Raw genomic sequence first — 14,164 nt, 5'->3', positions numbered from 1 at the left:
TGTGCAACGGCGTAGATTGCACAGCGTTGTGTAAATGCACACCCATGTGCAAATCAACGAGGAAGGCAACCCTGCCATGCGACTCGTCATGACCGAACCGGTCGAGGGGACGGACCGCCCCTACGCCCGCCGCTGGTGGGCGCTCCTCGTGCTCTGCCTGAGCCTGCTGATCATCGTGATGGCGAACACCGCCCTCACCGTCGCCGCGCCCGACATGACCGAGGACCTCGGCCTGTCCAGCGCCGACCTGCAGTGGGTCATCGACGGCTACACCGTCCCGTACGCCGCGCTGATGCTGCTGCTCGGCGCGATCGGCGACAAGTACAGCCGCCGGGGCGCGCTCGTCCTCGGTCTCGTGGTGTTCGGGGGCGGCGCGGTCTCCGGGTACCTCGCCGGCAGCGCCACGGCGGTCATCGCCGCCCGTGCCGTGATGGGCGCCGGCGCCGCGATGATCATGCCCGCCACGCTGTCCCTGCTGGCCGCGACCTTCCCGCGGGCCGAGCGCGCCAAGGCCATCACCCTGTGGACCGCAACCGCCGGGCTCGCCATCGCGGCCGGGCCGCTCGTCGCCGGGGCCCTGCTGGAGCACCACGGCTGGTCCTCCACGTTCCTCATCAACGTCCCCGTCGCCGCCCTGGCCGTCGTCGGCGCGTTCGTCCTCGTGCCGCCGTCCAGGGCCGCCGACCGGGGGCGCATCGACTACGGCGGCGGGCTGCTGTCCGTGGTGTGGATCGCGGCACTGGTCTACATGATCATCGAGGGGCCGCACTTCGGCTGGGGCGCCGAGGCGATCACGGCCGCGGTCGTCGCGGGCGCCGGACTCGTCGCCTTCGTGGTGTGGGAGCTGCGGCATCCGCGCCCGCTGCTCGACGTCCGCCGCTTCACCGACCGCCGGTTCGCGGGCTCCAACCTCGCCGTCGCGCTGTTCTTCCTGGCGGTCTTCGGCGCCTTCTACTACCTCACCCAGCACCTGCAGTTCGTCCTCGGCTACGACGCCCTGGACACCGGCGTGCGCATGCTGCCGCTGGCCGGAGCCGTCTTCGTGGGTTCGGCCCTCACGGGCTACCTGACCCCCCGGGTCGGCATGAAGTGGACCGTGACGGCCGGCATGGTCGGCGGTACGGCCGCCCTGGCGCTGCTCACCCAGGTCGACTCCGGGTCGTCGTACGGCGACTTCGTCGCGCCCCTGGTCGTCCTCGGGCTCGCGATCGGGCTCGCGCTGTCGCCCTGCACGGACGCGATCATGGGGGCGTTCCCGGAGTCCGAGCTGGGGGTCGGCGGCGCGGTGAACGACACCTCGCTGGAGCTGGGCGGCTCGCTCGGCATCGCCGTCCTCGGCTCGCTGCTGGCGACGTCGTACTCCGGTCACCTCTCGGACGCCACCGCCGGGAGCGAGCTGCCCGCGTCCTCCCTGGAGACGGCCCAGGACTCCGTCGGCGCCGGATACGCCGTGGCGCAGGGCATCGGCGACAAGGCACGGCAACTGGCCGAGCAGGCGGGGCACGCGAGCGACCCGCAGCAGGCGGAGCGGCTCAAGGCGCAGGCCGGGCAACTGGCCGACGGCGCCCGGCAGATGGCCGACGCCGTGGGCTCCTCCTTCGCCGACGCCGTCGCCCACACCAGTCTGGTCGGTGCGGTGGTCCTGGGCGTCGGCACGGTGATCGTGGCGCTGCTGCTGCCCGGCAGGGACAAGCCCGCGGCCGAGCCCGCCGAGGACCGGGAACCGGAGTCCGCGGGGGCCCGTTAGGCCGGGACCGGCGCGGCCGACTCGTCCAGGCGTGCCCGCTCCTCCGCGCTGAGGAGCAGGTCCGCCGCGGCGGCCGAGTCCCGGGCCGTCTCCGGCCGGCTCGCCCCGGGGATCGGGATCACGGCCGGGGAACGGGTCAGCAGCCAGGCCAGCCCGACCCGTTGCGGGCTGACGCCGCGTTCCGCCGCGACCTCGTGGAAGGCGGCGAAGCGTTGCGCCCCCTCCGTCCGCGAGGGCCCGTCCAGGGAACTGCGGGCCAGCCCGCCCAGCGGGCTCCACGGCAGGAACGCCAGTCCCAGTTCGGCGCACAGCCGCAGCTCGGGCTCACTGTCCCGGACGGCGGGGGAGTAGCGGTTCTGCACCGACACCAGCCGGTCGCCGAGGATCACGCGGGCCCGGCGGATCTGCTCCGCGTCCGTGTTGGACACTCCGGCCAGCCGGATCGTGCCCGCGTCGAGCAGCTCGCGCAGCGCGCCGACCGACTCCTCGAACGGCACGGAAGGGTCCGGCTTGTGCAGCTGGTAGAGGCCGATCGCCTCGACGCCGAGCCGCTTGCGCGACGCCTCGGCGGCGGCCTTGAGGTGGGCGGGGGAGCCGTTCACCGTCCAGTCGCCGCCGGCCGGACGGCCCCGGCCGCCCTTCGTGGCCACCAGGACGTCCGAGGTGTCACCGCCGTGGGCGGCCAGCGCGCGGGCCACCAGACGCTCGTTGTGGCCGGGCTCCGCGCCCGGCAGATGGTACGAGTCGGCGGTGTCCAGGAGGGTCACGCCCGCGTCGAGCGCGGCGTGCACGGTCGCCAGGGCGCGGGCCTCGTCCGGCCGGCCCTCGATGGACAGCGGCATCGCGCCGAGCCCGACCGCGCTCACCCGCACCCCGCCCAGTGTTCTGTACCGCACGTCAGGCGCCCTTCCCGAGGGTCTCGGCGACGGCCGTCGGCAGCCACTGCCGGGCGTCGGTGAAGGTGAAGCCGAGCCGGGCGGCCCGGGCGTTGTCCATGCCGTAGGAGCGGCGGAAGGAGAACGGCGAGACCTCGCCGACCTCGACCGGCCGGAACACGGCCCGGCCGCCCGGCACGTGCGCCGCCACCGCCTCGCACAACTCCTCGGTGGTCAGCGTCCCGTGGGAGGCGGCGTTCACCGGCCCGGTGAAGTCCGCGCCCGCCGCCCAGGCCAGGAAGCGCGCGATCTCCTCGACGTACACGTAGGTGGCCGGACGGTTCACGGCCGGGACGGCGATCGGCTCGCCGGCGCGCATCCGGTCGGCGTAGTGGGCCAGCCGCCCGGTGAAGTCGTCGTCCCCGCCCAGCACATGGGCGACCCGCACCGCCGTGTACGGGAACGCCGGGCCGCCGGCCGCGAGGACCGCCTCGGCCTGCCGCTTGCCCTCCCCGTAGTGCGCCTCCCGGAACGCGGGCTCGTCCCAGGGCAGTTCGAGGCCGACCGTGACGGTGGCCGGATCGACGGCCTCCTCACGCACGAGGGCGGGGGAGTCCTCGTACTCGTACACCTCGACCGTCGAGGTCATCACATAGCGGCGCGTACGGCCGTCGAAGACGCGGCGGGCGATCGCCGCCTGGCGCGGTGTGTAGCAGACCTGGTCGACGACGGCGTCGAAGACGCGGGAGCCGAGCGCGCCGGTCAGCGACCGCTCGTCGTCCCGGTCGGCGACCAGGTGCTCGACCCCGGCGGGTGGCGGGGCGGAGCCCCGGTTCAGCACGGTGACACGGTGCCCCGTGCCGAGCAGCCGTGCGATGAGTCGCTTTCCGACGTAGCGGTTCCCGCCGATGACCAGGGTCTCCAGGGCCTTTTCCATGACCATAATTCTCCCGGCGCACATCCACGCCCTGAAGGGGGAACCATGGGAGTTCAGGCCGCCACGCCGAAAGAACCACGGCATCTGCGGGCCGCTGCCGACGAAACATCGGCGGCGTTCGACGCGTTGGACCGGCAGATCCTCGAACTGCTCCAGAGCGACGGCCGGATCAAGTTCAGCGAGCTGGGCCGCCGGGTCCGGCTCAGCCCGGCGGCGGTCACCGAGCGGGTGCGGCGACTGGAGGCGGCGGGCGTCATCAGCGGCTACGGCGCCCACGTCGTGCCGGCCCGGCTCGGCTACGGCATCCAGGCGTTCGTCCGGGTCGACCCGCACGGCGGCTACAACCTGAAGCACCCCAGGACCCTGGAGCTGATCGAGCGGCCCGAGATCACCGAGGCGCACCACGTGGTCGGGGAGGACTGCTGGTTCCTCAAGGTCGCCGTCCGGGACACCGTCCACCTGGAGGAGGTCCTGGAGGAGATCTCCGCACTGGGCCGCACCACGACCTCGATCGTGCTGACCTCGCCGGTGGAGCGGAAACCGCTGTTGCCTTGACGCCGGGGTCAAGGATTACGTTCGAGCGCATGCGAATCGGCGAGCTGGCCGCACGGGCCGGGACCACGACGCGGACGCTGCGGTACTACGAGGCGCGGGGGCTGCTGCCCGCGCGGCGTGAGGGCAACGGTTACCGGACCTACGACGAGAGCGATCTGAAGCTGCTGCGGCAGATCCGGACGCTGCAGGACTTCGGGTTCGACCTGGAGGAGACGCGGCCGTTCGTGGAGTGCCTGCGCGCCGGGCACCCCGAGGGCGACTCGTGCCCGGCGTCCCTCGCGGTCTACCGGCGCAAGCTGGACGAACTCGACACGCTGATCGGCCAGCTGAGCAGCGTGCGGGAGACGGTCGCCCGGCAGCTGGCGCGGGCCGAGCTGGCCGCCGAGGCGGAGGCTCCGGGAGGTCCGGAGCCCGGTTGCGAGCTGGGGAGGCACACATGGTGACCGAGGTGACGGACGCGGACTTCGAGGCCGAGGTGGTCGGCGCGGACCTGCCGGTCCTGGTGGAGTTCACCGCCGACTGGTGTCCGCCCTGCCGGCAGATGGCGCCGGTGCTCAAGGCCCTCGCCTCCGAGGAGGGCGAGCGGCTGAAGGTGGTGCAGCTGGACGTGGACCACAATCCGCTGACCACCAACGCCTACAAGGTGTTGTCCATGCCGACGTTCCTGGTGTTCCGCGACGGCGAACCCGTGAAGTCCATGGTCGGCGCGCGGGCCAAGCGGCGCTGCTGGAGGAGCTGTCCGACGTGCTGTAGACGAGCGCGACGTGCTGTGGACGACCGCCCCGACACGAGGAAATCCCCCGGGCAATTGCGCCCGGGGGATTTCCTTGCGTATATTTGTTTGTTCGTGACTTCACGTCGAATGAGGTCACGGAGAAGTTCAGTGAGCACAGTATATCCGGGCGGGAGCGGAATTGTCAAACACCGAATTTCCGGACGATGAATTGCGGCAGGAACAGGAATTCATCGACGGGTTGTACGCGCGCGTGGACGCGCTGCGCGGCGACGCCGAGACCTCCGTCACGGACGCGCTCGCGCAGGGCAACACCCCCATGCAGGCCAGACTGGAGCGGGACATCCTCGTGGCGGAGCGCTCCGGGCTGCTCGCCGCGCTCAACGCGGTCGACGGCTCCCTGTGCTTCGGCCGGATCGACCTCACCTCGGGCGTCACCCATCACATCGGCCGCATCGGCCTGCGCACCGACGACGCCGAGCGCACGCCCGTCCTCATCGACTGGCGCGCCGACGTCGCCCGCCCCTTCTACCTGGCCACCGGCCACACCCCGATGGGCCTGAGGCGCCGGCGGCACATCGCCACCGACGGCCGCAGGGTCACCCATCTGCACGACGAGATCCTCGACCTCGGCGACGAGACCCGCACCGGCCACGAGGACCCCACGGGCGACGCCGTGCTGCTCGCCGCGCTGAACTCGGCCCGCACCGGCCGCATGAGCGACATCGTGCAGACCATCCAGGCCGACCAGGACCGCATCATCCGCGCCCCGCACCGCGGCGTCCTGGTGGTGGAGGGCGGCCCGGGCACCGGCAAGACGGCCGTCGCACTGCACCGCGCCGCCTACCTGCTCTACGAGCACCGCGAGCTGCTGGCCAAGCGCGCGGTGCTGATCGTCGGGCCCAACCCGGCGTTCCTCGGCTACATCGGCGAGGTGCTGCCCTCGTTGGGTGAGACCGGCGTGCTCCTCGCGACCGTGGGCGAGCTGTACCCGGGCGTGAAGGCGACCGCGACCGACCCGCCCGAGGCGGCCGCCGTGAAGGGCCGGGCCGGCATGGCCGACGTGCTCGCCGAGGTCGTCCGCAGCCGGCAGGCGCTGCCCGACCCAGTCATCGCCATCGAGCACGACCGCGAGGTCCTCATGCTCGACGACGGGCTGGTCAACGTCGCCCGCGAGCGCACCCGCGCCGCCAAGCTGCCGCACAACGCCGCCCGCGAGCACTTCGAGGGCCACATCCTCAACACCCTCACCGAGCTGTACGCCGAGCGGATCGGCACCGACCCGTTCGACGGGTCCAGCCTGCTCGACCCCAGCGACATCACCCAGATCCGCGACGACCTCGCCGAGAACCCCGAAGTGTGGGCCGCCATCGACCAGTTGTGGCCGGTGCTGACCCCGCAGCGGCTCGTCGCGGACTTCCTCGCGGCGCCCGAGGAGTTCCTGCCCGCCGAGGACGCCGACGCCGTGCGCCGCCCGGTGACCCGGCGCTGGACCGTCGCCGACGTGCCGCTGCTCGACGAGGCCGCCGAACTCCTCGGCGAGGACGACCGGCTGGCCCGGGAGCGCGCCGCGCGCGAGCGGGAGCGGCAGATCGCCTACGCGCAGGGCGTACTGGACGTGTCCTACGCGTCCCGGACCTACGAGTTCGAGGACAAGGAGGAGGACGACCCCGAGAGCTCCGAGGTGCTGTCCGCGCACGACATCATCGACGCCGAGCGGTTCGCCGAGCGGCACGAGGAGGACGACCACCGCAGCGCCGCCGAACGGGCCGCGGCCGACCGCACCTGGGCGTTCGGGCACATCATCGTCGACGAGGCGCAGGAGCTGTCGCCGATGGCGTGGCGGCTGCTGATGCGGCGCAGCCCCACCCGCTCGATGACCCTGGTCGGCGACCCGGCGCAGACCGCGGAAGCGGCCGGAGTCGGCTCCTGGTCGGGCATCCTCGCCCCGTACGTCGAGGACCGCTGGGAGCACACCCGCCTGGGCGTCAACTACCGCACCCCCGCCGAGATCATGGACGTCGCGGCGGCCGTGGTCCGCGCCGAGAACCCGGAGTTCGAGCCGCCCAGCTCGGTCCGCTCCACGGGCGTACGGCCCTGGGCCCGGGCCACCGACGACCTCCCCGGCGCCGTCGCCAAGGCCGTCGGTGAACTCACGCCGGCCGAGGGGCGGCTCGCGGTGATCGCGCCCCGCGACCTCCACCGGGGCATCGCGGCCCGGCTGGACGGCGTGACGGCGGGCGCCGAACCCGACCTCACGCAGACCGTCGTGCTGCTCGACCCGCGCCAGGCCAAGGGCCTGGAGTTCGACTCCGTCCTCGTGGTCGAGCCCGGCCGCTACGGCACCAGCGACCTGTACGTGGCCCTGACCCGGGCCACGCAGCGGCTCGGCGTCCTGCACACCGGGCCGCTGCCCAGGGCGCTGGCGGACGCCTTCGTGTAGGAGCGGTAACGGTTCGTGGTGTAGTCACTGCCCGTGCACGTCCGGTGCGGTATGCGTTGCCGTATGGAAGCCCAGCCCTACGCGGCCGCGCCGGACGACCGCCCGGTCCTCGGATCGCTGCCCGTCGAACCGCTGCTCACCTCGGAGTTCGACGCCGACCCCGGAGCCGTCTACCGGCGGCTGCGCGGCCGCCACGGCCCGGTGGCGCCGGTCGGGCTGATGGGCGTGCCCGTGTGGCTCGTCCTCGACTACCGCGAGGTCCTCGACGTGCTCCGCAACGAGTACCTCTGGCGGCGCGACATCCGCTACTGGCGGGCCCGCGCCCAGGGCGAACTGCCGTCCGGCTGGCCGCTGCTGGCCGGATACGAGGTGCGGCAGACGATGTTCATGGACGACGAGGAGCACCGCGCCGCCCGCCAGACCCTGCACACGGCGCTGCGGCCCTTCCAGGAGGCGCGCGGCCCGCAGGGCTGGGAGCTCCGGGCCGCCGTCTCCCGGTACGCCGACGACCTCGTGGCGCTGCTGGCCGCCGAGTCCGGTTCGGCCGGCTTCGCCGACCTGGGCGCCCAGTACACCCGGCCGCTGCTGCTCATGGTCACCACGAAACTGTTCGGCTGCCCCGTGGACCTCGGCGACGAACTCGTCATGGACCTGTGGCGGATGCTCGACGGCGGCCCGGGCGCCGAGCCCGCCACCACCCGGGCCCTGGCGGCCTTCACCCGGCTCGCCGCCCACCGCCGCGCCCGACCCGGCGACGACCTCACCTCGTACCTGCTGCTGGCCGACCCGCGGTTGTCCGACGAACAGCTGGGCCGGGAGCTGTTCATGAACGCGGTCTACCTGAACGACATCACCGGCAACATGGTCCTCAACACCCTGCTGGAGGTCATCCGCGGCAACGCCACGGTCCGCCGCAGCCTGTCGGCGGGGCAGCTGAGCGAGACGGTCGACCGGGCGGCGCTCGCCAACCCGCCGGTCGCCAACATGTGCTTCCGCTTCGCCGCGCGGGACACCCCGCTCGGCAACTACTGGATCCGGGCCGGGGACGCGGTCTCGCCGTCGGCCGCCGCCGCCCACCAGGACCTCCTCGCGATCGGCACCTCGCGCCTGGTCGACCCGGCCCTCAGCACCCGCTCCCACCTGGGCTGGGGCGCCGGCCAGCACCAGTGCCCCACGGCCGCGCGGGAACTCGCCGGCGTGCTCGTGGCGCAGGCGGTGGGCCGCATCCTCGACCACCTCACCACCGTGGAACTCACCCTTCCGCCCGACCAGTTGCCCTGGCGGACGGGCCCGGTGGTGCGGGGCCTGCGCCTGCTGCCGGTGCGCTACGAGATGGCCCGGCCCCCGTCGCGGCACCGCGGCGGCGTGCCCCGGGAACCGGACCGCCGGACCAGGGGCCTGCTGGCCGGGCTCAGAAGGATGATGTTCCGGGGGCAGGGCTGAACGGGCTCACCGGAGCAGGGACTTCGGGTCCCGCACGGCGTGCCACAGCCCCAGGCCGAGCGGCACCACGACCGCCGCGAAGCTCACCCAGAACACGAACGCGGCACCGGGCGCGAGGTCGTAGGTGGTGCCGTCCTCCCACACGCAGTAGGCACGCGGCGGGAACGGCTCGGAGACCCCCGAGACCCGCCCGTCCCCGAGGACACCCTCCGCCATGGGCTCGCGGGGGCAGGGGGCGGTCTCCGGGAACAGGAAGGGATCGTCCGCGATCATGACGGCGACCCAGGCGACGGCGGCGAGCGGCATCGCCAGGACGGCGCAGGCCTTCGCCCACCCCGGCAGCCACGGGTACGCCAGCAGCCCGCGCAGCGCGACCCAGCCCACCACGAGCCCGACGAACACCGGGAGCAGTGTCATGCCGCCGCGGCGGCCTTCCGGGCGCGCAGTTCGGTCGCGTAGCCCGCGCCGATGGCGAACAGCGCGGCGCAGAGGGCGAGGACCGCCGTCGCCCCGTTCATCCACACGTAGCCGGGATCACTGGCGTAGACGGAGCCGTCCTCACGGACGCAGTCGAAGCGCAGCGGCAGGTACGAGGACCGGTGGTGGCTCAGCCCTTCGATCGTGGCCGGGTCGAAACCGTCGCGGCAGGCCGGGGCCGGGACCGAGTTCGCCCCGTCGTTGAAGTCCGACTCCGACGCCAGCACGGCGAAGAAGCCCAGGGAGTACACGGCTGCGGCCGCCCACGCGGCCGTCGCCGCCGCCCGGCGCATCAGGTGCACCGTCCACGGCTCGGGCCGCCCGGGAAACGCCATGGCGGCGGTCCCCGCGGCGGCGACGATCGCGGCGATGGCACAGGCCGCCGAGATACCGAGTCCCACCAGCACGGGCCTCAGTCCCTTCCGGGCCGACGGACGAGGGGGGTGACACGCATGCGGCCACCCCACCAGGCCCGCACGGGACCGGCTGTGACGGAAGCCACTCCTCCCGTCACAGCGGTGTCACAGGCCGCCTACGCCGGACGCAGCCACACCGTGGCGAGCGGCGGCAGGGTCAGGCGGATGCTCGCCGGGCGGCCGTGCCAGGACTGGGCCTCGGGCTTGACCGGGTCGGCGCGCGTGACGTCGCTGCCGCCGTAGCGGGCGGCGTCGGTGTTGACGGCCTCGTGCCAGGCGGGCACGTCCTCGGGCACGCCCAGGCGGTAGTCCTGGCGCACGACCGGCGCGAAGTTGGACACCGCCAGCAGCGGGTTGCCGTCCGGGTCCAGCCTCAGGAACGCGAGCACGTTGTCGTCGGCCGCGTCCCCCACGATCCACTCGAAACCGGCCGGGTCCGTGTCGAGGCGCCACAGCGCCGGGGTGGCGCGGTAGACGGTGTTGAGGTCGCGGACCAGGTCCCGCACGCCCCGGTGGTCGGCCTCGGCCCCGTACCCCGGGTCCAGCAGCCACCAGTCGGGGCCGTGCGCCTCGGACCACTCGGCGCCCTGCGCGAACTCCTGGCCCATGAACAGCAGTTGCTTGCCCGGATGGGCCCACATGAAGCCGAGGTAGGCCCGGACCCCGGCCCGCTGCTGCCACCAGTCGCCGGGCATCTTCGACACCAGGGAGCCCTTGCCGTGCACCACCTCGTCGTGGGAGATCGGCAGGACGTAGTTCTCGCTGTAGGCGTACACCATCGAGAACGTCATCTCGTGGTGGTGGTACTTGCGGTGCACCGGATCGTGGCTCATGTACTGCAACGAGTCGTGCATCCAGCCCATGTTCCACTTCAGCCCGAACCCGAGCCCGCCGAAACCGCTCGGGCCCTTGTGGTGGGTGGCCCGGGTGACGCCGTCCCAGGCGGTGGACTCCTCGGCGACCGTGACCACGCCGGGCACCCTGCGGTACACCGTCGCGTTCATCTCCTGGAGGAACGCCACCGCGTCCAGGTTCTCCCTGCCGCCGTGCTCGTTGGGCGTCCACTGGCCCGGCTCGCGCGAGTAGTCCAGGTAGAGCATCGAGGCGACCGCGTCCACGCGCAGCCCGTCGATGTGGAACTCCTCGCACCAGTACACGGCGTTCGCGACGAGGAAGTTGCGCACCTCGTTGCGCCCGAAGTCGAACTCCAGCGTGCCCCAGTCGGGGTGCGCGGCCCGCAGCGGATCCTCGTGCTCGTACAGGGGCCGGCCGTCGAACTCGGCCAGCGCCCAGTCGTCGCGCGGGAAGTGGGCGGGCACCCAGTCCATGATCACGCCGATGCCGGCCTGGTGCAGCCGGTCGACCAGGTAGCGGAAGTCGTCCGGGGTGCCGAGGCGGGCCGTCGGCGCGTAGAAGCCGGTGACCTGGTAGCCCCAGGACCCGCCGAACGGATGCTCCGCGACCGGCATCAGCTCGACGTGCGTGAAGCCCAGGTTCTTCACGTAGCCCGGGAGCTGCTCGGCCAGCTGACGGTAGGTCAGGCCCGGCCGCCAGGACGGCAGATGGACCTCGTACACCGAGAACGGCGACTCGTGCGCCGGGGCCTCGGCGCGCCGGGCCAGCCAGTCGGCGTCGCCCCACTCGTAGTCCGAGGACGTGATGACCGACGAGGTCGCGGGCGGCACCTCCGTGCGGCGGGCCAGCGGGTCGGCGCGCATCGTCTTCGAACCGTCGGGGCGGGTGATCTCGAACTTGTACAGCTCGCCCTCGCCGATGTCCGGCAGGAACAGCTCCCACACGCCCGACGAGCCGAGCGAGCGCATGGCGTGGCCGGTGCCGTCCCAGAAGTTGAAGGTGCCGGCCACGCGCACGCCCCGCGCGTTCGGCGCCCACACCGCGAAGCGGGTGCCGGTCACGCCCTGGTGGGTCATCGGGTGCGCGCCCAGCGCCGTCCACAGCTCCTCGTGCCGGCCCTCGCCGATGAGGTGCAGGTCGAGGTCGCCGAGGGTGGGCAGGAAGCGGTAGGCGTCCTCGGTCTCCTGGACCGTGCCCTCGTACGCGACGACCAGCCGGTACTCCGGGACCTCCCGCAGCGGCAGCAGCCCGGAGAAGAAGCCCTCCCCGTCGGCGTGCAGCTCCGCCCGCAGTTCCCCGGCGATCACGGTCACCGACAGGGCGTACGGCCGGAACGCCCGGAACGCGATCCCGCCGGGCACCGGGTGGGCGCCGAGCACGGAGTGCGGGTCGTGATGCGTACCGTCGAGCAGCCGTTCCCGGTCCACCGCGTCCACCGCGGGCGAGACGGCGACCTCCATCTCCGGGGGGACGACCTGGGCGGCAGCGGCCTTCTTCGCCACCGCCTTCTTGGCGGTGGTCTTCTTCGCCGGCTTCTTGGCGGCGGCCTTCTTGGCGGGCGCCTGGGTCGCCGTGGCCTTGGTGGCCGGGGCCTTCTTGGCCGCCGTCTTCTTGGCAGCCGCTTTCGCCGTCGTGGCCTTGGTCGCCGCGGACTTCGCCGTCGTGGCCTTGGCCGTCGTGGTCTTCGTCGCGGCGGCTTTCTTCGTGACGGCCTTCTTGGCAGTGGTCTTCTTCGCGGCGGCCTTCGCGGGTGCCGCCTTCTTCGCGACGGTCTTCTCGGGTGCCGCCTTCTTGGCGACCGCCTTCTTCGCGGTCGTCTTCGCAGGCGTCGCCTTCTTGGCCGTGGTGGCCTTGGACGCGGGTGACTGCCCGGCCGGTGTCTTCTTGGCGGCGGCCTTCTTGGCGGCGGTCGTCTTCGCAGGGGCCGTCTTCTTCGCCGCTGCCTGTTTCGGCACCGCCGTCTTCTTCGCGGCACTCTTCTTCTGGGCGGCCGTGGGCTGCTCGGGGATCTTCTCCCCGGCCGTCCCCTGGGGACGCGAACCGCTGGACTCAGGGCGGGGGGTCACGGGCGGAGCCTCCTGGGCGAGGGTGGGTCGGGTCAGGTCAGGTGGCCGGACGAGGCGAGCCGGTCTATGGCGGCCAGGGGCACCGGCAGCCAGTCGGGGCGGTGCCGGGCCTCGTACACCACCTCGTAGATCGCCTTGTCCGTCTCGTAGGCGCGCAGCAGCACCGGGTCGGTGCGCGGATCGCGGCCGGAGGCCTCCGCGTAGCCGGAACAGTACGCGGAGCGGCAGGTCTCGGCCCAGTCCGGCTGGGGCGGATCGACCGAGCGTGCCGCGTAGTCGAAGGACCGCAGCATGCCGGCGACGTCCCGCACCGTGGGTTGCGGCATGCGCCGCTCGGCCAGCGGCCGGGCCGGCTCGCCCTCGAAGTCGATCAGCTTCCACTCGCCGGCCGGCGAGCGCAGACACTGACCGAGGTGCAGATCGCCGTGCACCCGCTGCGCGGTCCAGGTGCGGCCCTCGGCGGCCAGGTCGCCGAGCGCCGTGAACGCCGACCGCAGCCCGTTCGCGTACGGCCGCAGCGCGGGCACCGCCTGGACGGCCGCCTCCAGCCGCTCGGTCATGCCGTCGACCATGAGCCGGAGCTGCATGTGACCGAGCGTGACCGTCGGCAACGCCCGGGCCAGCGCGGTGTGCACCTCGGCGGTCGCCCGCCCCAGGGCCCGCGCCTCGGCGCCGAAGTCCTCGCCCTTGGCCAGCTCGCGCAGCGCCAGCTCCCAGCCGTCGGAGGCGCCCTGCACGAACGGCTGGAGCACCCCCAGGACGTACGGCTGGTCGGCGTGGTCCGCCGGGGCCGGGGCGAGGACCGGGTCCGCGGTGGGCGGGACGTCGGCGACCATCCAGGCCGTCGGCGCGGGCACCCGGGGGCAGCCCTCGCGGGCCAGCGCCAGCGGGAGTTCCAGGTCCGGATTGACCCCGGGCACTATCCGGCGCAAAAGCTTCAGGATGAACGTATCTCCGTAGACGATCGACGAGTTGGACTGTTCCGCGGTCACCACGCGCGGCACCAGCCCGGACCGGATGTCCTGGCCGAGGTCCCGCTCGAAGCGCAGCCCGCCGATGCGGGCCTGGGTGCGCAGCGCCTCCAGGAGCAGCTCGGCGGGCCTGGTGTCGTGCAGGGCGTCGTAGACCGTCCGGCCGGCCAGCGGTCCCGTCGACACATGTCCGATGAGCGCGGGCGCCAGCCGAGGCGGCAGCGCCTCGCGCACGCCTATCAGCAGCTGGTAGCAGTCGCCGGGGTGGTCGGGTGCCCCGTGGGACGGCACGAGCGGCTGGTGCGCGCGGACGAGCAGGTGGTACAGGCCCAGCTTGCCGGTGCCCGGGAGCAACTCGGTGGCCTCGACCAGGGTGAACCCGGTGACCGGGCGCCCCTTGCCGGCGAACCAGCGCTGCCGCGGCAGCCATTCCCGCAGCAGCGGATCCAGGGATGCGAGAAGGCCGGGCGGGGTGGTGACGGTGCGTGTGACGGCTTCCGACATGGCGTCGCGTCCTTTCACCCATTCTTGGTGCGCCTGCGGCGCCTTCAGCCGGTGCCGGCGGGCGCCCCTCCGGCTCACGCGGGTGGGCGGGGTGTTACTGATGCGTGCCCCGGGCGGGGCAGGGGAAACGCCCCGCCACGGG

The 14,164-nt window shown here is 73.0% G+C and carries 11 protein-coding genes and 1 pseudogene; 6 read left to right on the top strand and 6 right to left on the bottom strand.

All coding sequences use genetic code 11. From position 1 onward, the window contains the following. The first annotated feature begins 76 nt into the window (after positions 1 to 76). Positions 77 to 1,747, top strand: a complete 1,671-nt coding sequence (locus ACSUPV_RS12240; protein WP_436947468.1) for a DHA2 family efflux MFS transporter permease subunit — start codon at positions 77 to 79, stop codon at positions 1,745 to 1,747. On the opposite strand, the gene ACSUPV_RS12235 is transcribed toward ACSUPV_RS12240, so the two are convergent. Further along, entirely contained in the window at positions 1,744 to 2,643 is a 900-nt protein-coding gene (locus ACSUPV_RS12235) for an aldo/keto reductase (RefSeq protein WP_037766554.1), read from the bottom strand. The two genes, ACSUPV_RS12240 and ACSUPV_RS12235, sit on opposite strands and share 4 nt — an antisense overlap. A 1-nt stretch (position 2,644) precedes the next feature. After that, complete coding sequence (locus ACSUPV_RS12230) at positions 2,645 to 3,559, bottom strand: NAD-dependent epimerase/dehydratase family protein (protein ID WP_436947467.1); 915 nt, start codon at positions 3,557 to 3,559, stop codon at positions 2,645 to 2,647. A 45-nt stretch (positions 3,560 to 3,604) separates the two neighbouring features. Here ACSUPV_RS12230 and ACSUPV_RS12225 point away from each other — a divergent pair, with 45 nt between their 5' ends. The 5 genes and pseudogenes from ACSUPV_RS12225 to ACSUPV_RS12205 all read left to right on the top strand — a co-directional run bounded on the left by ACSUPV_RS12225 (position 3,605) and on the right by ACSUPV_RS12205 (position 8,733). Beyond that, on the top strand, positions 3,605 to 4,114 hold the full coding sequence (locus tag ACSUPV_RS12225; protein ID WP_359786501.1) for an Lrp/AsnC family transcriptional regulator: 510 nt from the start codon (positions 3,605 to 3,607) through the stop codon (positions 4,112 to 4,114). Positions 4,115 to 4,143: 29 nt separating this feature from the next. Further along, positions 4,144 to 4,557 carry a MerR family transcriptional regulator gene (locus tag ACSUPV_RS12220; RefSeq protein ID WP_436947466.1) on the top strand — a complete coding sequence of 138 codons (414 nt, stop codon included), beginning with the start codon at positions 4,144 to 4,146 and terminating at the stop codon, positions 4,555 to 4,557. Continuing rightward, a pseudogene (locus ACSUPV_RS12215) lies at positions 4,554 to 4,867 on the top strand (thioredoxin family protein). The gene ACSUPV_RS12220 and the pseudogene ACSUPV_RS12215 overlap by 4 nt, the downstream one beginning before the upstream one ends. Before the next feature lie 143 nt (positions 4,868 to 5,010). Then, on the top strand, positions 5,011 to 7,290 hold the full coding sequence (locus tag ACSUPV_RS12210; protein WP_436949897.1) for a HelD family protein: 2,280 nt from the start codon (positions 5,011 to 5,013) through the stop codon (positions 7,288 to 7,290). Between the two features lie 63 nt (positions 7,291 to 7,353). After that, positions 7,354 to 8,733, top strand: coding sequence for a cytochrome (locus ACSUPV_RS12205; protein ID WP_436947465.1), 1,380 nt, complete (start codon positions 7,354 to 7,356; stop codon positions 8,731 to 8,733). A 6-nt stretch (positions 8,734 to 8,739) separates the two neighbouring features. Here ACSUPV_RS12205 and ACSUPV_RS12200 read toward each other — a convergent pair whose 3' ends face one another. The 4 genes from ACSUPV_RS12200 to ACSUPV_RS12185 form a co-directional block, all read right to left on the bottom strand. Further along, positions 8,740 to 9,150, bottom strand: coding sequence for a hypothetical protein (locus tag ACSUPV_RS12200; RefSeq protein ID WP_037766544.1), 411 nt, complete (start codon positions 9,148 to 9,150; stop codon positions 8,740 to 8,742). Further along, positions 9,147 to 9,617 carry a hypothetical protein gene (locus ACSUPV_RS12195; protein WP_037766542.1) on the bottom strand — a complete coding sequence of 157 codons (471 nt, stop codon included), beginning with the start codon at positions 9,615 to 9,617 and terminating at the stop codon, positions 9,147 to 9,149. Before ACSUPV_RS12195 ends, ACSUPV_RS12200 begins: the two co-directional genes overlap by 4 nt. 125 nt (positions 9,618 to 9,742) lie before the next feature. Beyond that, positions 9,743 to 12,547: a 1,4-alpha-glucan branching enzyme gene (gene glgB / locus ACSUPV_RS12190; RefSeq protein ID WP_436947464.1), complete on the bottom strand. Its 2,805-nt coding sequence runs from the start codon at positions 12,545 to 12,547 to the stop codon at positions 9,743 to 9,745. A gap of 32 nt (positions 12,548 to 12,579) precedes the next feature. Next, the gene (locus ACSUPV_RS12185; protein WP_037766541.1) at positions 12,580 to 14,022 is read right to left on the bottom strand and encodes a maltokinase N-terminal cap-like domain-containing protein; all 1,443 of its coding nucleotides are present in this window, start codon (positions 14,020 to 14,022) and stop codon (positions 12,580 to 12,582) included. Between the last annotated feature and the right edge of the window lie 142 nt (positions 14,023 to 14,164).

It is taken from the genome of Streptomyces sp. SudanB52_2052, assembly GCF_964272415.1.
Taxonomy (GTDB): Bacteria; Actinomycetota; Actinomycetes; order Streptomycetales; family Streptomycetaceae; genus Streptomyces; species Streptomyces olindensis.
This window is presented reverse-complemented; position numbering and strand designations above follow the sequence as displayed.